The sequence below is a fragment of the Planctobacterium marinum genome (genome assembly GCF_036322805.1).
GTDB lineage: Bacteria > Pseudomonadota > Gammaproteobacteria > Enterobacterales > Alteromonadaceae > Planctobacterium > Planctobacterium marinum_A.
The window spans coordinates 1,940,843-1,962,221 of record NZ_AP027272.1; the positions used below are offsets into that span (position 1 = coordinate 1,940,843).

17 protein-coding genes are annotated in these 21,379 nt (G+C 44.6%); 5 read left to right on the plus strand and 12 right to left on the minus strand.

The genetic code is table 11. The features are described 5' to 3' along the window. The first annotated feature begins 93 nt into the window (after window positions 1-93). The 4 genes from AABA75_RS08690 to AABA75_RS08705 all read left to right on the plus strand — a co-directional run bounded on the left by AABA75_RS08690 (window position 94) and on the right by AABA75_RS08705 (window position 4,492). Window positions 94-1,554, plus strand: a complete 1,461-nt coding sequence (locus AABA75_RS08690; protein WP_338292221.1) for an alpha/beta hydrolase — start codon at window positions 94-96, stop codon at window positions 1,552-1,554. 131 nt (window positions 1,555-1,685) lie between these two features. After that, on the plus strand, window positions 1,686-2,375 hold the full coding sequence (locus tag AABA75_RS08695; protein ID WP_338292222.1) for a hypothetical protein: 690 nt from the start codon (window positions 1,686-1,688) through the stop codon (window positions 2,373-2,375). A 133-nt stretch (window positions 2,376-2,508) separates the two neighbouring features. Then, the gene (locus AABA75_RS08700) at window positions 2,509-3,168 is read left to right on the plus strand and encodes a hypothetical protein (RefSeq protein WP_338292223.1); all 660 of its coding nucleotides are present in this window, start codon (window positions 2,509-2,511) and stop codon (window positions 3,166-3,168) included. A 103-nt stretch (window positions 3,169-3,271) separates the two neighbouring features. Then, window positions 3,272-4,492 (plus strand): ATP-grasp domain-containing protein, encoded by a 1,221-nt coding sequence (locus AABA75_RS08705; RefSeq protein WP_338292224.1) that lies wholly within the window; start codon window positions 3,272-3,274, stop codon window positions 4,490-4,492. Here the strand turns inward: AABA75_RS08705 and AABA75_RS08710 are convergent. Together AABA75_RS08710 and AABA75_RS08715 are read right to left on the minus strand one after the other, a co-directional pair. Next, entirely contained in the window at window positions 4,480-5,235 is a 756-nt protein-coding gene (locus AABA75_RS08710) for a UDP-2,3-diacylglucosamine diphosphatase (RefSeq protein ID WP_338292225.1), read from the minus strand. The genes AABA75_RS08705 and AABA75_RS08710 overlap by 13 nt on opposite strands. Window positions 5,236-5,308: 73 nt before the next feature. Then, the gene (locus tag AABA75_RS08715; RefSeq protein WP_338292226.1) at window positions 5,309-5,800 is read right to left on the minus strand and encodes a peptidylprolyl isomerase; all 492 of its coding nucleotides are present in this window, start codon (window positions 5,798-5,800) and stop codon (window positions 5,309-5,311) included. Window positions 5,801-5,987: 187 nt separating this feature from the next. Here AABA75_RS08715 and cysS point away from each other — a divergent pair, with 187 nt between their 5' ends. After that, complete coding sequence (gene cysS, locus AABA75_RS08720) at window positions 5,988-7,361, plus strand: cysteine--tRNA ligase (RefSeq protein WP_338292227.1); 1,374 nt, start codon at window positions 5,988-5,990, stop codon at window positions 7,359-7,361. Between the two features lie 55 nt (window positions 7,362-7,416). Here cysS and AABA75_RS08725 read toward each other — a convergent pair. The 10 genes from AABA75_RS08725 to AABA75_RS08770 all read right to left on the minus strand — a co-directional run bounded on the left by AABA75_RS08725 (window position 7,417) and on the right by AABA75_RS08770 (window position 21,376). Then, window positions 7,417-8,630 (minus strand): IS3 family transposase gene (locus tag AABA75_RS08725; RefSeq protein WP_338291436.1). Its coding sequence is split into 2 segments (ribosomal slippage): window positions 7,417-8,294 and window positions 8,294-8,630, totalling 1,215 coding nucleotides; the frame shifts between segments, so codons are not numbered across the junction. A gap of 165 nt (window positions 8,631-8,795) precedes the next feature. Further along, window positions 8,796-11,261 (minus strand): S8 family serine peptidase, encoded by a 2,466-nt coding sequence (locus tag AABA75_RS08730; protein ID WP_338292228.1) that lies wholly within the window; start codon window positions 11,259-11,261, stop codon window positions 8,796-8,798. A gap of 697 nt (window positions 11,262-11,958) precedes the next feature. Further along, window positions 11,959-13,686: an SLC13 family permease gene (locus tag AABA75_RS08735; protein ID WP_338292229.1), complete on the minus strand. Its 1,728-nt coding sequence runs from the start codon at window positions 13,684-13,686 to the stop codon at window positions 11,959-11,961. 9 nt (window positions 13,687-13,695) lie between these two features. Further along, window positions 13,696-15,114 carry a sulfate adenylyltransferase subunit CysN gene (gene cysN, locus AABA75_RS08740; RefSeq protein WP_338292230.1) on the minus strand — a complete coding sequence of 473 codons (1,419 nt, stop codon included), beginning with the start codon at window positions 15,112-15,114 and terminating at the stop codon, window positions 13,696-13,698. 2 nt (window positions 15,115-15,116) lie between these two features. Continuing rightward, window positions 15,117-15,917 carry a 3'(2'),5'-bisphosphate nucleotidase CysQ gene (cysQ, locus tag AABA75_RS08745; RefSeq protein ID WP_338294828.1) on the minus strand — a complete coding sequence of 267 codons (801 nt, stop codon included), beginning with the start codon at window positions 15,915-15,917 and terminating at the stop codon, window positions 15,117-15,119. A 6-nt stretch (window positions 15,918-15,923) separates the two neighbouring features. After that, complete coding sequence (cysC, locus tag AABA75_RS08750) at window positions 15,924-16,517, minus strand: adenylyl-sulfate kinase (RefSeq protein WP_338292231.1); 594 nt, start codon at window positions 16,515-16,517, stop codon at window positions 15,924-15,926. Then, window positions 16,517-17,431 (minus strand): sulfate adenylyltransferase subunit CysD, encoded by a 915-nt coding sequence (gene cysD, locus AABA75_RS08755; RefSeq protein ID WP_338292232.1) that lies wholly within the window; start codon window positions 17,429-17,431, stop codon window positions 16,517-16,519. Before cysD ends, cysC begins: the two co-directional genes overlap by 1 nt. A 135-nt stretch (window positions 17,432-17,566) precedes the next feature. Then, window positions 17,567-18,790, minus strand: coding sequence for an EAL and HDOD domain-containing protein (locus AABA75_RS08760; RefSeq protein WP_338292233.1), 1,224 nt, complete (start codon window positions 18,788-18,790; stop codon window positions 17,567-17,569). A 182-nt stretch (window positions 18,791-18,972) separates the two neighbouring features. Then, on the minus strand, window positions 18,973-20,457 hold the full coding sequence (gene putP / locus AABA75_RS08765; RefSeq protein WP_338292234.1) for a sodium/proline symporter PutP: 1,485 nt from the start codon (window positions 20,455-20,457) through the stop codon (window positions 18,973-18,975). Window positions 20,458-20,602: 145 nt separating this feature from the next. After that, complete coding sequence (locus AABA75_RS08770; protein ID WP_338292235.1) at window positions 20,603-21,376, minus strand: DUF3379 family protein; 774 nt, start codon at window positions 21,374-21,376, stop codon at window positions 20,603-20,605. Window positions 21,377-21,379 lie beyond the last annotated feature (3 nt).

Sequence of the window (21,379 nt, forward strand, 5' to 3'; positions counted from 1 at the left end):
GTGACCTGCAGCAATGACTCCGGTTAACGAAATCCCCTTGTTGTCGCAGGGCAATAACCTGTTAACTGAGCAAAAACACGAAGGAGCAATAATATGCGAATCATACAATTAATGACAGGTTTAGCGCTGGTGTTTTCACTGGCAAGTCACGCAGAGACCGTTCTAAATAGGGGAAAATTGTCTGAGCAGGCAATTGAATTTAAGGCCAATAGCGGTGACAGTACCGATGCCTTTGAAGGCTTTATTATGGTACCGGAAAACCGTAATAACCCTGACAGCCGAAAAATCAGAGTTAACTATGTGCGTTTCCCATCCACCTCTGATAATCCAGGGCATCCGATTGTTTATTTGTCTGGTGGCCCCGGTGGTTCTGGGATAGCCACTGCCAAGTGGCGCAGATTTCTGCTTTTTATGGCACTGCGGGAGTTTGGTGATGTAATCGCGTTGGACCAGCGTGGTACGGGGCAATCAGAGCAAGCAGAAACCTGTGTATCAGATGAAAGTATCAGTCTGACAGAGCGGGTTTCTGATGCTGAAATAGCTAAGCGCTATCGGGAGGCGGCAAAACACTGTCTGGCGCAGTGGCAGCAACAAGGTGTTGATGTATATGGTTATACCACAGTGCAGAATGCGCTGGATATCGATGATCTGCGCAAACACCTGGATGCCGAAAAGGTTAATTTATGGGGCATCTCTTACGGTAGCCATTTAGCCCTTGCTGCCGTTAAATTGTTTGATGACAAAATCGACAAGGTGATTATTGCCAGCGCTGAAGGACTGGATCAAACCATTAAATTACCAGCGCAAACAAATCAATATTTTGCAGCAGTTAACGAGGTACTGGCAAAACAAGATGTCGGTAAACAGGTTAGTGATTTACCCGGGTTAATGCGTCGTGTACATGCTTCTTTAGAAGACGCGCCTCTGACGTTAGAGATCCCCGGAAAAGCGGGCAAAGTGACACAGATGTTATTTCAGCGCTATCACATGCAAAAGCTATCCAGTATGGCCATTGCCGATCCTGGCCATTATCTGGCAATGTTAGTGCAAATCTATGCTGCGCTAGACAGGGGCGATACCAAGCTATTGGTGCAGGTATTACAGCGCGGTTTTTTTAACGATGAAGCCATTGCATTTCGTTTAATGCCTTTGGCAATGGATGTGGCATCGGGTATCACTGCAAAGCGTCTGAATAAGGTTGAGCAGCAAATGGATAATGCCTTGTTAGGTCCCTATCTGAATTTCCCTATGCCGATGCTGAACAATATTGATCCTCAGTTGGATTTGGGAGATACATTCAGAGCCAAACCCTTATCGGATGTGCCGGTATTATTATTAACAGGCTCATTGGATGGCCGCACCTATCCGGAAGAGCAGCGCCAGGCTGTGAGTTCCCTTTCCAAAGTGACCCAAATTATTGTGGAGAATGCAGGACACAACTTATTCACCAGTCATCCAGAAGTGCTCAATCGCATGAAAACATTTTTGGCAGGTCAGAAAACATCTGAAGCGACTATCGTTTTGCCACTGCCGGAATTGTCACTCTCAAAGTAGAATAATGAATAAAATAAGAATAAAACCGCTCGGTTAACTGGGTGGTTTTTCCATTTGGGCTGAGAACATAAAGGCTTTTCTCTTACTTTGAAAAAACTTAGACTGGCATTTGATTTTTCAGGGGAATAAAAATGGATAAAAAGGATACTGAGGGAACTGTCGCTACGACTGAGTTCAAACCCGAATACCATTTGAAAATACTTATAGTGTTTTTTAAGCGCAATCCCGCACTGATGCTGTCGGTATCTTATTTGTTGTTAACCCTGTGCGGTATTCTTTACAGCGCGTCTTTTTATAACGAATTCAACATCAATATCATGAAATTGGCGCAGATTTCTGATTTATTGATAGTGGGCATCAGTGAGCCTGCTGCTGTTTTAATGTTTTCTGGTGGGCTGATTGTGGCTGCGGCATTTGATATGCTGGTATTAGTTTCTTACCCTATCCATCGTCGCTGGAAACAGAAACCGGCAAGTATAAAACGCAGCATTATTCTATTTTTTAATTATGTGCCGAAAAATCGCGATGGCTTGTTTATTATTTTCCTGTTGGTTTCCATTACCTATGCGAAACTGTTTGTAACCCTTTACGCAGAATGGCGCAGTGAAGATATTAAGTCCTCTAAAGAGGGATTTGTTAGTATTAAAACGGGGACTGATTCAGAATCGCAAAAGCTTAAAATATTGGGCTCAACGACAAACTTATTACTCGTTTATGATGCGACACTTAACGAAGCTTCTGCCATTGGTATGGAGGACTTAGTTAGCATTCGCCCAATAGCGTCTGTTGATGAGAATGCCCAGAACGAGGATAACGAATGAGCAAGCTTAGGATTCACTTTCAAAACGTCGAATTGGGTATTTGAGGTATTTAGTTCCGATTTTAGATTCAGGTATTTTAATTTGGCGAAACTATGCCATGCTAAAGACAATTGTTTTTTGATACCCAAACATCATGGATCACCATTTCGCTAAACTTAGTTTACTCGCCATTATCTTCGCTGGAATAAGCGCTTGTGCTTCAAATGTTGCGGAGTCTAGCAGCACGAAAGCCAACTCAAAAACACCCCAAGCGCAAATTGAGCCAAGTGTCTGTGATGGTGAAGTAGTTGCGCCAGCTGTTTTTGCGCCGCTTTTGACAGAGGTTGACCGTCCTGAGCTGGTAACTGCTAGTTTGGGTAGTGCCGGTACTGGTGGTTTGTGTCAGGCGAAGGCATACAAGGTGACTCAGCCTTTTGAAATTTATCGCGCCTGGGATAGTGTCAAACCTTACAGCAAGCTCGGCCATTGGTGGTCGTTTTCCATGCCTTCTGGAAAAGTCGCTGAGTACCGCAAAAAGTATGCGATTTGTCCTAAGTATTCCCCTCTGGATATGATGGTGCGCTGCTCCTTGCAAGAGGGCAGCATTGTGGTGTTGGGTACCGGTCAAAGCGCCAGCTGCAATGCCTTTGACTATGCAGCTTCCTCAGCAATACAACTTTATCTGGCGGACGCCGCTACGGCCACTGAAGGGTGCCAGTCCTTCTACGGCGTATTTAGTTGGCAAAATGTGAATAAAAACCCCAAGACCAAAACTGAAGCCGAAGAGCCTACTGCCGCAGACGATAGTTTTTAAACTTTTGTGAAAATGCGCTGTGGCTTTTGCCACTTATGATTTCCTCTGCCATAGTTGTTTCATCAATAACTACTTCACTAGCTTGGTAACGGGATTAAATTAAATGCACGTGCTTTTCATTGCGCCAGATTTTCCATCCTATCAACAACACTTTGTTCGAGCGTTAAAATCAGCAGGTGCCAAGGTTTCTGGCATCGGCGACCGACCAGCGGAACACATGCCCGAAGAGGTTAAACGGCAACTGGATGCCTATTATCAAATCAGCAATGTCACCGATACTCAGGCGCTTCTAGAGTGTGTGCGTTATGTGCAAAGTCAGGAGTGGGTGGATAGACTGGAGGCCACCATCGAGTCTCACATGTTAGCGGCAGCAGAAGTAAGAGAAGCTTGTACTATTCCGGGTATGAGTTTTGAGCAAACCTGGATTTGTCGTGATAAAACCACCATGAAACAGTTTATGCAGGAGCGTGGTATTCCGTGTGCCGCATTTACGGCAGCTGATAGTGTTGAGCAAGTGCAAACCTTTGTTGAAAAGGTAGGTTATCCGATCATTGTTAAGCCACGCGATGGTGCCGGGGCATCCGCTACCTGGCGCTGCAATGGCCCGCAGGATTTAATGCCCGCCATTGAAGATACCGGCATTGATAAGGGCAATTCCGCAGCGTTAGAAGAGTTTATCGAAGGCCATGAAGGGTTTTACGATACACTTGTAGCAGGCGGGAAAATACAGCACGATTTCGTGTCTCATTATTATCCCAATGTACTGGAAGCGATGCGTACGCGCTGGATTTCACCGTATATAATCGTTACTAACCGCAGTGATTTACCCGATTACCAACCACTCAAAGAGTTAGGTCAAAAAGTAATACAAGACATTGGTTTGCAAAATGTACCCACCCACATGGAGTGGTTCGCAGGAGAAAAAGGACTGAAGTTTTCTGAGATAGGTGCCCGTCCTCCCGGAGTGGGGCAGTGGGATCTCTATTGCGCCGCTAATGATATCGATTTGTATAAAGAGTGGGCGGATACTGTACTCTATGGTCAATGCCACGGTGTGTTGTCACGACGCTACTCAGCGGCGATTTTGAGTTTACGCCCTAATCAAGATGGTAAAATTCACGGTTACACCGGGGTCGAGCAGGTAATGCAGCAATACGGAGAGTGGATTATCAATTGTCACTTTCCTGAGACAGGTACGCCGACACAGCCGATTAACGCCGGTTACATGGCCAATGCCTGGATTCAGATCAAGTATCCTGATTATGACGAGTTACGGACGATTTTGATGGACATCGCCAATAAAATCACGGTTTATGCAGGATGATCAGTGACCTCTTGAAAAGGCAGGTTGGCTAAAGTCATACCTTCTTTAGTTACAGTCAGAACGCTGCCTTGTTCATACCAATCACCGACAACAATGCGTTTAGCTGCTTCGCCATTATGGGTGGTGATATTGTGGATTGCCGGGCGGTGCGTGTGGCCGTGAATCATTTGTTTAACCGCAAATTTATCCAGGTAATTGAGTACTTCTTCTGGGGTCACATCCATAATGTCGGCTGATAGCGCCTGTTGATTTTTTTTACTGGTTTCCCGGCCTTTCTGGGCTATTTCCTTGCGTTTTTTCAGCGGCAGCCACAATACCAGTCTTGGCCACCACCAACCGCGGGCCTTTTTGCGAAACTTTTGGTAAGCCACATCTCTTGTACAGAGTTCATCGCCGTGCAGTATTAAGGTAGGGGTGCCATAGAGGTCGATAACCTGCTGCTCGGGTAACAGTTCCATGCCGCATTGATGGGCATATTGTTGGCGGATCAAAAAGTCGCGATTGCCATGAATAAAAAACACCGGAACACCTTGTTCTCGCACACTTTTAATGGCATTGGCCACGGTGCGCGTGAACTGATTGTCGTCATCATCACCCACCCAGGCTTCGAATAAGTCGCCTAATATAAAAAGTTTGTCGGTATTTTTTGTATCGATAGAACTGAGGAAGTGGATAAAACACTGGGTGATGTCCGGGCGGTTATCACTCAAATGTAAGTCGGCAATAAATAACGTTTTTTTCACGAGGTTTACTATTGTCGCAAAGATGATTTTGAAGAGATTAACGGGCAGACAACCGCTGCCCTAATAATGTGATTTATTCAGCAACAGCCTTTTCAATGATCACTTCTTCTAGTGGTACATCTTGGTGGAAGCCGTGGCTACCAGTTTCAACGTTTTTGATTTTTTCAACAACGTCCATACCTTCAACCACTTCACCAAATACGCAGTAGCCCCAACCATCGCGGCTTTCGCTCTTGAAGTTTAAAAAGTCATTGTCAGCTACGTTGATAAAGAATTGCGCTGTAGCGGAATGAGGATCCATGGTACGAGCCATAGCAATGCTGCCTTTTTTGTTACTCAGACCATTGTTTGCTTCGTTTTGGATAGGCTCTTTAGTGGTTTTTTCGCCCATGCCCGGCTCCATGCCGCCGCCCTGGATCATGAAGTTATTAATCACGCGGTGAAAAATCGTATTGTCGTAAAAACCGTCGTTTACATAAGAAAGGAAATTGGCCGACGTGTTCGGTGCTTTTTCTTCGTCTAGTTTAATTTTGATAACGCCAAAGTTGGTGTGTAAAGAAACCATAATGAGTCCTGATTAGTTACGGGGTTGCACTATCGGGTGCGCTTGAATAGCACATGATGGTGGCGAATGATGCGAATTACAAGAGCAACCATTAATGTGTGTTGTTTTTCCTGAATTAGGTTGGCCCATCTCAGGGGCAGTGGTAAACTTCGCGTCCCATAAAACAGGATAAAGGAACCACGATTTCATGTTGCACATATACAACACCTTGACCCAAAAGAAAGAAGCCTTCAAACCGTTACAAGCCGGTAAAGTGGGTATGTACGTCTGCGGTATCACGGTGTATGACTTGTGTCACATGGGACATGCCCGTACCTATCTGAGTTTTGATTTAATGGTGCGCTATCTGCGCCATAAAGGTTTTGATGTGAATTATGTGCGCAACATCACTGATGTTGACGATAAAATCATTAAACGCGCCAATGAACGCGGCGAAGATGTTCAACAGTTCACGGAGCGAACCATTGCTGAGATGCACAAAGACTTTGATAGTATCGGTTTACTGCCTGCTGATATCGAACCTCGTGTTACCACCCACATGCCTGAGATCATTGATGTAATCCAGCGTCTTGTGGATAAGGGCCATGCCTATCAAGCGGATAACGGCGATGTATTGTTTGAAGTTAGCACCTATAAGGCTTATGGAAAGCTAGGCAAGCAAGATTTGGAGCAGCTCAATGCCGGTGCGCGAGTTGAAGTGGAAACCAGTAAACGGGCACCACTGGATTTCGTGTTGTGGAAGATGGTGAAACCGGGTGAGCCAGGCTGGGAGTCGCCTTGGGGCGTTGGCCGTCCGGGCTGGCACATTGAATGTTCCGCCATGAACCACAAACATTTAGGCGCGCATTTCGATATTCACGGTGGTGGCTCAGATTTGATATTTCCACACCATGAGAATGAAGTTGCGCAATCTTGCTGCGCCTTTGATACCCCGTATGTTAACACTTGGGTGCACACTGGTATGGTTCAGGTGAATCAGGAAAAGATGTCTAAATCTTTAGGCAACTTCTTTACATTGCGTGATGTGCTTAAGCAATACGACGCGGAAACACTGCGTTATTTCTTGATGTCAGCTCATTATCGCTCTCAGTTGAATTATTCAGAGGATAATATCAAACAGGCGAAAGCAGGTTTAGAGCGTTTATATACGGCATTAAGAGATGTTGAATTTGACGATTCACTTGAGCCAGTTGAAAGCTATGTCGCCCGGTTTGATTCAGCGATGGACGATGATTTTAATACGCCTGAAGCTTTTGCAGTGCTGTTTGAATTGGCTAAAGATATCAACCGTGAGCAAAGCGCGGAGTTAAAGCCTCGCTTGGCTGCCACATTGAAATTCCTCGGTAATGTAATGGGCTTTTTGCAACTATCACCAGAGAGTTATTTGCAAGGTGGAGCCGGGGAAGATGAATCGGCGCTGATTGAAGCCTTGATTAAAAAACGCAACGATGCCAGAGCTGCAAAAGATTGGGCGCAAGCGGATGCCGCGCGAGATGAACTCAATGCCATGAATATTGTGCTGGAAGATGGTCCTTCGGGTACCACCTGGCGAAAAGGTTAATTCAGTGTCTCGTCCTAAAATACGTTGACGTTTTATGCAGGCCGGTAGATTTTATCTATCGGCCTTTTTCGTAATGCACCTGGTTAGGTGTTTTCATTCCCAAACTCAAGTGCGGCCTCATCTCATTGTAGATGTATATCGATTCATCCACGAGTTGCTTTAATTCCCGCCTATTCTTGCACTGATGCAACAAGAACTCCTGCTTTAGTATGCCATTGATTCTTTCTGCTAAGGCATTCTGATAGCAATCATAACCATCGGTCATAGATGGAGTAATGTTGTGATTTCTCAGGACAGCCTGATATTCCTCAGAGCAATATTGCACTCCTCGGTCTGAGTGATGAATCATTGGATGGTTATAGTACTTATGCTTGATACTCATATTGAGTGCCTTAACCACATCTGTTGCTTTCATTTCATCGCTGAGTTCATACCCCATTATCTTTCGGGAATATGCATCCGTTGTTAATGATAAATAGTGCGTACCCGCATCTGACTTCACGTAGGTAATATCACTCACAAGCACATCCTCAGCCTGTTGAGGTTGATAGTCCTTCAGTAGATTCGGGTGCTTTTTCATCCAGTGACGGCTGTCGGTTGTTTTTGTGTAACTACGTTTGGGTTTAACCAACATGCCTTCTGCGCGTAAATAATCAAACAGTCCATCACGCCCCAACTTAATGCCAAGTTTATCAAGCTCTGGTTTCATCAGTTGGTAGAGCTTTCGAGTCCCAATCCGCGGCATGTACTGGCGCCAATACAGCACCATGTCCTTAACCGGCATTAGCCTCTGCTGCTTATCGTTAAACCGCTTAACCCACTGATAAAGCCCTTGAGGTGTAAATCCGAATAGGCGACAACAACGAGCTAGCTTTCTTCGTTTTTCAACTTTTCCCGCCCAGAGAGCTTGTCGTAGTACTTTTTTCTGTAGTTACTCCCACACTCGTTATCAACACGGGTTACTACCTCTTCCAGAACATCAATTTTGAGTTCAGCATCAGCTAATGCGCGTTCTAAACGCTTAATCTTTTGGGCGGGTGTTTCGTTGGATTGAGACATAAGTGAATGCATCAAAGGCTCAGACCAATCCAGCTTACCATGCTTTCGTAGCCAGACGAGAACTGTACTTCGGCCTTGAATGCCAAAGTGCTTTTGAGCTTGTTTGTAGGTGAAGTCGCCTTTTTCGACTTGCGCTACAACGGCCAATTTAAAGCCTAAGGTGTAATCACGTTGAGTTCGTTTAACGCGTTGTTTATCTGGGTTTCTCATAATAAGTCCTAAATGTGTAAACACATTTCAGGACGGGACACAGCAACATATAAAAAAGCCGCGATTCATCGCGGCTTTTTTGTACCAGTTCCACAGAACATTCGATGGAACTGGTTTTTTCCCAAAAAGACGTCATCCATGACGAGTCATATCCAGGGGATTTTTTTATTGAACGTTCCAGTTTAGTGTCAGACCTGAGAATGCACGGTAAGCACGGATGCTGATATGCCAGGTATCCTGTCCAGGGTTGCTGAAAGTACAAGTTTCGTTGTTGCCAGACTCATAGGGGCGGCAATCATAAGTGGTGGTTGTAGGTTGCGCGCCTTTTCTTACGTAAAGGTCAGCGTCACCTGTGCCACCTGAGATGCTGAACTCAGCACTGCTCATGCCCGCTGGCATGTCAAAGGTATAGTGTAACCAAGCGTTGCGAGAAGCAGACAGATCAGTCAGTTCGCCTGTGCTACCTTCACCACCTGAACCACCACCGCTGTTGTCAGTAAAACTACCAGTTAATGAAGCCCCGCTATAAGTAGAATAGGCGTGAACTTTAACATAATAGGTGCCTTCCTGAGCGCTGCTGAAAGAACAGCTTTCAGTGTTTCCTGAATTCCAAGAACGACAATCGTAGTTAGAGGTAGTTGGCTCTGAACCGAAGCTTACGTATAGGTCAGCGTCACCGCTGCCGCCAGCAAGGTTGAATTCAAGATCAGTGGCACCTGCAGGCACTGCTAATGTAAAGACTTGCTCATCGCTTGTGGAACCAGACAAGCCAGTTTTAGCTACGCCATTAGTTAGTGCGGTTTCCCCTGTACCGCCACCACCACCGGTGCCGCCACCTGTGCCTGCACAATTAGCTGCCATATAGTCAGAGGCTGCTTTGGTTTGGACCAGTCCCCAACCAGTGCGGTTATCTCTGCCAGCGTTGTCCAGATCTAATGCAGTTTGCTTAAGTGCATTTCTGACTTCAGTTGCAGTACAGCTTGGGTTATTACTCCACGCCAATGCCGCAACACCTGCAACATGCGGAGTTGCCATAGACGTACCATTGTAATAGGCGTAATCCGTATTGCCTCTTACTTCTAGTGTGGCGTTGGAGCCCACATTGGCCAGCAAGTCCTGACCTAAGGCGCGATTGACAGATACTGTTGGCATATCAACTACAGTGTTGGCGTCCACTACAAACGGATTTTGAAGACCAGGACGAGCAGAGTTACTGTAAACAATCACACCGCTCGCACCAGCGTTAGCACAAGCTTGCGCAGGATTGATTTCTGGATAGTTTGAGCCTGATTGATTTTCGTAACGTTCAGCGATACAGATTTTGCCAGACATATTGCCACAGCTGTAACTGCCAGCAGTCATGCTGCAACTAGCAAGCTCACCGGAAACAGTGCCATTGATATTGGAAATTGAATAGCTGCTACCTGAGGGCACATAACGTGATTGCGGTAACACGCGATCATCACCAGTGGTTGAGCCATTGTAAGTAATGAAACCTTGACGGCCGTCACCTACACCTACTGTAGACAGTATTGCTTCACCTGGACCCGATAATTCAACTTGCGAGGTGTATTGCGAAAACTCAGCATGTAAGCCTGTCTCATCAACAGCTGCTACTGAAACTACAGCATTATAAGAGGCAGGATAGGAGTCAGTGGCATCACCATCGTTACCCGCCGCGGCGATTAGCAACATGCCATCATCTTCAAAGGCCTGCATTGCATTGCTTTCAGATGTCGTGGAGCTTGGACCACCCAAAGACATGTTAACCACTTTTGAACCCGCAGTTTTACAGTCCTGGATCGCATCTACCAAATCACTACTGTATGCCCAACCTGATTCAGTAAACACTTTAATGATGTGCAGATTGACATTGGTGTTAGGTAACACACCAACGACACCTTCATTGTTGTTTACCGCAGCAATGGTACCGGCAACGTGAGTACCGTGAGAACCACCTGGTGTAGACCATTGGCCTGTACCACTGTCGTTGGTTCCAGAGGCATTATTGGCAGCCAGGTCAGGATTAGTGATATCGTAACCAGAGTCGATGATACACACAGTCATGTTGCTGGCGCTGGCATCGCTTACCTGGTCTGCTTGCACATTGGCAATACCCCAAGGTGAAGATTCAGCCATTGGCCAACGCTTTGGATTCTTCTCAGCACGCGCAGCATAAGAAGAGTTGCTCAAGTTAGAAGTAATAAAATCAATGTCATTAACGTGCAATTCTGCAGGTAATTTCAAAATTACACTATCTTGTCCATGGGCTTTGACAAAAGACAACGCTTTGCCGGCTCTGAAAGAAAAGTCCATCATGATTTGTTGACCACGAGCCGCTAAGCTACCGCCTTTCAGATTAGACTGGTTCTTCAAAGCTTCAGGCGCTTCATCCGCCATTTTCAAAGCTAAAACGTCATTCGCGCTGCTTAGCTTAACGATAATTTGGTCGGTGGTATCGGCATATTTTTGTCTTTTTTGTTCAGCGCGCCATTGAGCGAATCCAGTTGGCCTCGCGTTTTGCTCTTGTGCAGACGCTTTTTGTGCCACTGCCGTCATTGGGGAGGCCTGAACTGCTGAGCCAATTGAGGCAGCGCAGAGTAGGGCGACCGTAGTTTTATTAAATTTCATTCTTGTTGTTTCCTTAAACACTTGTTGTTTTTTTATTTCGAAATTATTTCCCGCGGTTTTGTTTGATTTGTTGTAACTGATCAGATCAGTTGTGCAGGTAAATAATTTTCGATTCAAGGTTTTAGCAAAGGAAAAAAATGCTGTAAACAGAAAAGGGTGAAGTGTAAAAAAGGTAAATAAAGAAGCCTAATTGTTTCCGTTATTTTTCTGTATTGCGCTGCAGCCTTTTAAGAATAACGGTCACAACAACATTCCCATGACTCAAAAAATAAAGTTACGTAAAGATATTGTTACACATTGCTGAAAAATGTAATCAAATGTAATTATTTAAATTACAATAAATAAACTGAATTTTGCCTGTTTCGAGTAAAAGCTGATTGTTAAATGACTTGGGGTGGATATAGGTACACTTTTTGTTGGGTGCAGTGCAATCCGCATACTAAGTTTTTTGAGTAAGTGATTTCACATTAACTTGTTTGCGGGGCGTATCTTATTTTTCTAAAAAGCTTGATTTTTTGAAAACTAAGTCAAATAAAATGTAATTAAGTTACGGAAGAATAGAGTTCCAGTCCTGGTCACCGGTATTGTATTAAGACCACACTAGTGAAGAAACGGAGAAAAGTTTATCCTGGTTTTTGTATAAGACCGATACGATTTTATTTGTTCGGGGGGACGCAGGCTATTAAGCAAATTGCCGCTAAAAGCCATATTGCCACTTCAACATAAACAGGATGATAGTTGAGAAAGCCGCTGAAATGGGCAGTCCGATGCGCACAAAATCTTTAAATCGATATTCTCCGGCGCTGAATACCAATAGATTAGTTTGATAACCCCAGGGCGAAATAAAACTAGCGCTTGCTGCAAAAGCGACGGCCAATGCAAACGGCATAATGGGTAAATTCATCGCAGTGCTGATCCCCCATGCAAAAGGAAACATGAGTGCTGCCGCGGCATTATTGGTTACCAGCTCGGTAAGTACCAGGGTACTAAGGTAAACGGCAATCAACACCATAAATGGCGAACTGCCCAGTAAAATTGGTTGCAGCCAATCGGTTAATAGAGCGATGGTTCCGGTGTTTTCAAGCGCCGCCGACAGCGATAGTGCACCTACTATGACAATGATCAGATTGGTAGGCAAACTGCGCTTGAGTTCGTTGCTGGATACCACTCTTGTTAATACCAATATCACTAACAAGAATAGAAGCGTTAGCTCAAGAGACAGCACATTAAACGCTGCCAGAGAAATCGCGCTTAAAAATCCCCCAACCGCGATAATATCCTGCCAGCCATGGAGTTTCTTCTCGACTTTAAGCTCATTGAGTAAAAAGAAGTTATTGTTAAGGTAGGGACGGGTTTTAAAATCCGCTCCGGTTGCCAGCAGAAGGAAGTCACCGGCTTTCAATTTTATCTCACCTAATTTACCGCTTAGCTTTTCACCATCGCGGCGAATGCCCATAACAGCGGCGTCAAACATCGAGCGAAACCCAACAGCTTTGAGACTCTTACCAATAATTGGCGCGCGATTTGTGATGATGACTTCCGTCAGGTTTTCTCTTAACAATCCATTACTATCTGCGAAAAAGCTCAAACCCGGAATGTGATCCAAGGTATCCACGCGTTCGATGTTGCCAGAAAAAATAAGTTTATCTCCCGCCTGGATCACTGTATCCGGGTGTACCGGGCTGATAAGTTGTTTTTTCCTCACTATTTCCACGAGAAATAATTCCGGCAGGTTGCGCAGATGATTTTCTTCTATGGATTTGCCTATTAATGGCGAGCTATCGACGACTTTAGCCTCGATAATATAATTCTTAAATTCATTTGCTCTGGGTTTTAAGTCTGGCAGCATGCCTTGCAACAGATATATAAGTAAACAACAACTCAATCCGGCTGTTAAGCCATAAAGAGTAAAGTCCCAAAAGCGAAAACCCGGTTGACCGTGCTCTATCAGGAAACTGTCAACGATCAAATTGGTAGAAGTACCCACCAAGGTTACCGTTCCCCCTAAAATTGCCGCATAAGATAATGGTATGAGTAGTTTTGAAGGTGCGATGTGTTGATTATGAGTTAGTGGTCCAGTTAGCGTTGCCACCACTGCGGTATTATTGAGAATGGCAGAGCTGAAATACGAAATGCCCAGTACTTTTAAAGTGGATAAGGTTTTGTTCGCCGTGATGAGTTTCCTGGCGAGCGTTTTCATAATGCGAGATTTATCCACTCCAATACTGACTAACAGAAGCAGTACCAAAATGACCAATCCGCGATTATTGAGATTACTGAGTACCTGATTAACTTCCAGGCTACCAGTTAACAGCAACGTCATTGTCGCAAGGGCGAATATCAGGCTTGGGCTTTTGTTGGAGAACACCAAGCCTAAAATGGTACTCAGAAAAATCCCGAGTACCAATATTTGCGTTATTTCCATATCACCTAACTATTTCAGTTGTGAAATATCAATTGCTTGCCAGTGAGGGAAATGTTTACGTACAAGTGCGTTGAACTCAAGCTCAAATTCAGAAAAATCGCCTTTTTCTGAAGTTTGTTGGCTCTCGTTTGCATTGATTACCATTCCAGCACCGACAGTAGCGTTGCTGATACGATCAATAACAATGAAAGCACCAGTGGCTCGATTTTGCGCGTAAGGGTCAGCAGCAACTGCCTCAGTGAGCTTAAGTTGTACTTGAGCAATCTCGTTTAACTCAAGGTGCACAGCCTCGCTTTTCTCTAGCGTATTGACATCTATTTTGTGGTCAATATCAGAGATACTGCCTGTCACCTTTTTAGTGGCGAACTTGATGGCGTATTGTTTGTTTGGCATTAATGCTTCTTCTGCCATCCATACCAAATGCGCAGTCCATGCGTCTGAGCTGGCTGGGACATTATCCGATTTGACGATCATATCACCGCGTGAAATATCGATTTCATCTTCCAGTGTTAAGGTCACTGCTTGCGGTGTGTGGGCATATTGCAGGTCGTCATCAAAGGTGACGATAGATTTGACCTTGGAGCTTTTACCGGAAGGTAACGCCGTGATTTGGTCACCTACTTTAATGTCTCCAGATACGATTGTGCCGGCAAAACCTCTGAAGTTCAGGTTAGGACGGTTTACATATTGTACCGGGAAGCGGAAGTCAGTTTTGTTTTTATTGCGGTCAATCTCGATAGTTTCAAGAATTTCCATCAGAGGTGCGCCTTCGTACCAGGAAAGATGCTCAGATGGATTAACCACGTTGTCACCATTCAGAGCCGAAATAGGCACAAAGTTAACATCTTCAAAGGCCAGATCTTTGGCGAAAACATTGAAGTCGGAACGGATTTTTTCAAACACATCTTGTTTGTAATCCATCAGATCCATTTTGTTGATGGCTACTACAATATTTTTGATACCCAATAAGGACACCAGGAACGAGTGGCGTTTAGTTTGTACTTGTACACCATGACGTGCGTCCACCAAAATGATGGCCAAATCACAGGTAGATGCACCTGTTACCATGTTACGTGTGTATTGCTCGTGTCCCGGAGTATCTGCAATAATGAATTTGCGTTTATCCGTCGAGAAATAACGATAGGCAACATCAATGGTAATGCCTTGTTCACGTTCGGATTGCAAGCCGTCCACCAACAATGCCAGATCGACTTTTTCTCCGGTGGTTCCCAGCTTTTTGCTGTCTTTAACAACGGCAGCCAATTGATCCTCATAGATCATTTTAGAGTCATGCAGAAGTCGTCCAATCAGAGTACTCTTGCCGTCATCCACGCTACCGCAGGTTAGAAAACGCAGCAGATCTTTCTTTTCATGCTGCTCGAGATAAGCTAATACGTCTTGTTGAAGTAGTTCGTTTTCGTTATGCATCGTTATGCACTCACCAGGAAATAAGGGTTTAAAACAGATTCTTTTTGGTTGTATAGCAACTCAACACCTGAGTCTTGCCATACGCCATTTTCATTTTGAGTCATTACGGTGACTTTACCGCCTGCGGCATTAACAACCGCATGAGCCGCTGCCGTGTCCCATTCAGAGGTGGGACCGAGGCGAGGGTAGAGATGGGCTTTACCTTCAGCTACCATACATAATTTCAATGAGCTGCCCATAGCGACTAATTCACTTGGTTTGCCAAGAGCCTCTAAAAAGCCCTTAATTTCAGGACTTTGATGAGAGCGGCTACCCACAATCTTAAGTTGCTCAGCGCTATCGACAGAAACCGGATTCAACTCCGTACGAGATTTGTCTTCTAGCTCCTTGAAGCAAGGTCCGTCCAGGACGCCAGCATATATTTGATTAATGGCTGGTGCGGTAACTACACCAAGGATGGCTTTACCTTGATGAATAAGCGCGATGTTGACGGTAAATTCGCCATTCTTTTTGATGAATTCTTTTGTGCCATCGAGTGGGTCTACCAACCAATAAGTTTGCCAGTCTTTTCTTTCTTGCCAATCGATATTCGCTGATTCTTCAGAGAGAATCGGATAGTCAGAAATTTCAGCCAGGCGCTGTACAATAATCTTGTGTGCGGCTAAGTCGGCTTCAGTAAGCGGGCTATCATCAGACTTTTCGTAGATTGAGAAATCTTTCTGATAAATCGCCATGATGGCATCGCCCGCATCGCGTGTGATGGCAATAACGGGTTCAAGTAATTCTGTCAGGTTATCTGGCATATTCACTTAAATAAATCCTTTTTCCAGTAATTGCTCATACAGCTTTTCTGTCACAGACTCCGGACTTTCATCATTCACTTGCAGGTGAATTTCAGGTGATTCCGGTGCCTCATAAGGGCTGTCGATACCCGTAAAGTGTTTGATGTCGCCAGCTCTGGCTTTTTTGTACAAACCTTTCGGATCACGCTGCTCGCAAATTTCCAACGGTACATCCACATATACTTCTACAAACTCACTCTCGTCTAACAAATCCCGACAGAATGCTCTGTCGGCTTTAAAAGGTGAGATGAAAGCAGTAAGTACTATTTGGCCTGCATCTACGAATAGCTTTACCACTTCGCTGATGCGACGGATATTTTCCACGCGATCTTTATCGGAAAAACCCAGATCGCCACACAAGCCATGGCGGACGTTATCGCCATCTAACAAATAGGTATGTTTACCTTCAGCTTGTAGTTTTTGCTCAAGTAATCCTGCTAGTGTGGATTTACCTGATCCGCTTAGTCCGGTAAACCAGATAGCTAACGGTTTTTGTTTGTTTTGCTCTGCCCGGCGTGCTTTGTCAATATTGTGCTCGTGCCATACGATATTTTGGCTCATCAGAAATAACCCTCCATTTTCTTTTTCTCCATGGAGCCAGCTGAGTCGTGGTCGATGACACGGCCCTGGCGTTCTGATGTTTTGGTTAGCAACATTTCCTGAATAACTTCAGGTAATGTACTGGCGGTAGACTCCACAGCGCCTGTCAATGGATAGCAACCCAAAGTACGGAAGCGTACTGACTTCATTTCAGGAACTTCGCCTTCTTTAAGTGGCATACGCTCATCGTCCACCATAATTTGCACACCATCTCGTTCAACAACCGGACGAGGTTTGGATAAATACAGACTTGGGATTTCAATGTTTTCCATATAGATGTACTGCCAGATGTCTAATTCAGTCCAGTTAGACATAGGGAATACGCGGATGCTTTCGCCTTTATTGATTTGCGAGTTATAGATATTCCAGAGCTCTGGACGCTGGTTTTTTGGATCCCAGCGATGGTTTTGATCACGGAAAGAGAACACTCTTTCTTTCGCGCGAGATTTTTCTTCGTCGCGGCGAGCACCGCCAAATGCGGCATCAAATTGATATTTGTCCAACGCTTGTTTTAACGCTTGGGTTTTCATGATGTCCGTGTATTTGGCACTGCCATGGGTAAATGGCGTGATCTTGTTGTCAGCTCCTTCCGGATTGGTGTAGCTGATCAGTTCGAAACCGTATTTTTCTGCCATGCGGTCGCGAAACTCGATCATTTCTTTGAATTTCCATGTGGTATTTACATGCATCAATGGAAATGGAATCTTACCTGGCGCAAATGCTTTACGCGCTAAGTGCAAGAGTACAGAAGAGTCTTTACCAACCGAGTAAAGCATAACCGGATTTTCAAATTCGGCGGCAACTTCACGGAAAATTTGAATACTCTCAGCCTCAAGTTGTCTGAGGTGAGTTAAAGAGGGGATTTGTGACGACATATTGAGCCTAATGTTCTAACTTATAACTAATATATTAAACTATTATATGCTTAGAACTTTAACATAATGTGAGAACTCATAATATGTTTTTTTGGACTAATTCAATCCCAATTTTCATAAGAGCAGTGACGGTTCTTATTTCGAGAATTCTGCTCGCTCACTTGCCCAGGCTTGTGCCTCTGTAAAGCACTTTGCTGTGCGGTCGGAGTCAGCATTAATTTTCATTGAAATAAAATACGCTTCTTCCCACTCGGCTTTTTCGTAACGTCTTACCAGATTGATGTAATCCGCCATCAAACCCTCGCCTTTGATGAGCGCCGTTTTGATCGATTCAGATAGAGGTAGCTTGGCCAATAGCTCTTCAATGCTGGTATCTAACATGGCATCCAACAAGGATAACAAACCAACTAAGAAGGCAGAGGATTTATCGATTTTCTGTCCGGGTAGTGCAGCAATCGATTCGCAGAATCGGGCTCGGGTTAAGGACATAACGGTTAATTCGTGTGGTTTATCCGTTTTAAACTGTGCGGTAAACATCAGGGATACAAAACGACGCAATTCCTGTAAGCCAATTGCGACTATCGCCTGTTTAATATTACTTATCTCTTTTTGTGCTCTATTGAACAATGAAGATTGGGCGTACTTGAGAAGTTTAAAGGACATGTTGACATCAATTTCAAAGGCACGAGTTATCTTGTTGATGTTGGGTTCGTCCTCAGCCATTTCAGACATGAGTTGTGCCAATGCTAATTGTGATGGTTGTAAAGAGTAACCCTTAAGTACCTCGGGTTTGCTGAAGAAGTAACCTTGAAAATAAGAAAAGCCCAAATCGACAGCGGTTTGATAGTCTTCATGTGTTTCGACTTTTTCAGCTAACAATTTAATTTGTGGATAATCGGCAATGTCGGTGATGACCTGTTTGATTTCCTCAACACTCATAGCTTGCCAGTCTATTTTGATAATATCAGTGTAAGGATAGAAGTGTTTCCAGACTGGTTCGTGAATATAGTCATCGAGTGCGACTATGTAGCCCTGTTCTTTAATTTCTTTTACAGCAGCCAGCAATTTTTTACCAGGTCTTACGGTTTCAAGTACTTCCACCACCACTTGATCATTGGGTAACAGCAATGGATATCTGTCGATGAGGGTGTCGTGGGTGAAGTTGATAAAGGCCAACTTGTTTTGCGTGAGTGTGTCTAGCCCCAAATTGGTTTGCAAACCATCGATCATCTTTGAGGTTGCTTCGTTTTCACATACGTCAGGAAAGACGTTTTTCAAGCTTTCCCTGAACAACAGTTCATAGGCATAAACCGCTTTGTTGATATCCAAAATTGGCTGGCGTGCTGCATAAAATGCCATGCTAATTGGTCCTTTATTGGGGCTTTCGCTGACAGACAATTGAGCCCTTGAAAATATTCAATTGCTCAGTTCCTTAATAAAGCATGTTGAACTTTGCGGCGAAGTTGCACAGAAAAGAACAACATGCTCTTTGCTATTGTATTGATAAGTCAGTTTGAGTCAATTTGCCTTTTTGCAATTGACTATGACAACTTTTTTTCCATGGATACAAAGTCGCCCTGCAGAGCAGCAGAGCTAGATTTTGTCGCCTTACTCACTATTACAATCGCTATGGTTGCAGCCAAAAACCCGGGCACAATTTCATAAAGTTGGCTGCTCAATGGCTGGTTGTCGGTGCCGATGGGTGCATAAATCCAAACCAGCACGGTAATGGCCCCCGTTAACATACCCGCAATGGCGCCAGCACGTGTGGTGTGCTTCCAGAATAGGCTAAATAAAATTAGCGGACCAAATGAAGCGCCAAATCCGGCCCAAGCGTTTGAAACCAGCGAGAGTATTGAGCTGTCGCGGTCATGCGCTATATAAATTGCTAGTGCTGCTACGAGGAATATACTGATACGGCTCACCAACAGTACCTTGTTTTGCGGTGCCTGACGGTCGATAAATTCATGGTAAAGGTCTGTGGCCAAAGAGCTAGAGGTCACCAGTAACTGTGAAGATATGGTACTCATAATCGCCGCCAGGATAGCCGCTAATAAGAATCCCGAAATAAAGGGGTGGAACAGGGTATTGGACAACAATATGAATATAGTTTCAGGATCAGATAGTGACAGCTGCATCTGCTGCACGTAAGCCAGTCCGGTCAAGCCAACACTCAAAGCTCCGATCAAGGTTACCAGCATCCAGCTCATGCCAATTTTACGAGCGACTTTAAGTTCTTTAACGCCGGAAATCGCCATAAAACGCACGATGATATGGGGCTGACCGAAATAGCCCAGTCCCCATGCCATACTAGAAACAATAGCGATTGCAGAAACGCCATTGACTAAATTAAAGGCCTCGGCATTGACTTGCTCGATAATGGTGCCGGTTTCGGAAATTCCACCCAATTGAAAAATTGCAACAACAGGTACCATGATCAAAGCAACGAACATGATGCAGCCTTGTACAAAATCCGTCATGCTCACGGCGAGATAGCCGCCAAATAATGTATATACAACTACGATGCCTGCGGTGATATACAGTCCCAATTCGTAGGGAAGTTCAAACGCACTTTCGAATAACTTGCCACCGCCAACGACACCTGAAGAGGTGTATATGGCGAAGAAAATAATGATAACCACGGCAGATATAATGCGCAGTAGACGAGTGTTGTCTTTAAAGCGGCTTTCCAGAAAATCCGGAATAGTTAATGAGTTAGTCACTTCGGTATAGGTTCTCAGCCTTGGCGCAACAAAAGTGTAATTACACCAGGCGCCAATTAGCAATCCAACGCCGATCCAACTGCTGGCGAGCCCACTGATATACATTGCACCGGGCAAGCCCATTAACATCCAGCCGCTCATATCAGAAGCGCCCGCTGATAATGCGGTTACCGCAGGGCCAACTTTGCGCCCACCCAGTAAGAAGCCAGAAACAGATGCGTCATTGGTTTTAAAGGCAAACAGGCCAATAGCTAACATGGCCGTAAAATAGATGGCGAGAGCGAGAAGTAGGTAGGGGTCCATAAAAATTCCGTGTTGTTATTGTTCTTTTCTGAATTGAAGTCCCATGATGACATTTTCTGACGATAAAAATCCAGTTTTGTGCCCCAGCACTAACAATAAAAAAATCCGCCGAAGCGGATCTCTTATAATCGTATTAAAGTGCGGCTTAAGCCGAAAACCGCATGGCGTTTTTCAGCCTGGATTCCAGTTCTTCATTCAGCTTGCCTTTTTCACCAATGATAGTGACATCGGCTTTTTGCGCCTTCCAACTTTTGCCTTCAAAGGCACTATCCTGGAAGTGGCTGTCGATTTGTTTCTCAAAATCTTCAGGGGTGACAAACAAGGTAATGTTGCCTTGCTCAGTTTGCATTACCATGTGCAGGCTTTTCTGATTTTCAAAAAAACAAAAGTTAGCGTAGGTTATTTTTCCAATTGTTTGCAGCATCTCTCCGCCAAATGTTGCCAGCTTGGTATTTATCTCATCAAGAGATACATCTCGAGATACTCGTTGTGTATATTCTTGTTCATGGTACATATGGGCCATTGCCAGATCCGCGCCGGTGCGGATGTCTGGTGATTGACCGAAAAAGGTAAAACTCAAACCAACTGCAAACGCGATGCTTGCTGCCATAGCTAACTGAATGTAATGGTTGCGTCGATTGGGCAGAGTAACTACCTTGTCGCTTGCCTGTATCGATGAATTAGCCTCTTCTGCAACGTTTAATTCCTGCTCAGGTATTGCCGATAGCTTTGCTGCTAAGCCCTCTGGTACAGCAACATTACTCGCTTTTTGTATGGCCTCTTCTAGTGCCTGCATTTCGTTGCGATAAACTTTTAGCGTCTCATCTTGCGCTATCGCATGCATAATGGCCTCATCCTCACTGAAGGGGTCGGCAGCAATCGCTTGTTTAATTTGTTCTAAATCCGATGTGGATGTCATTAC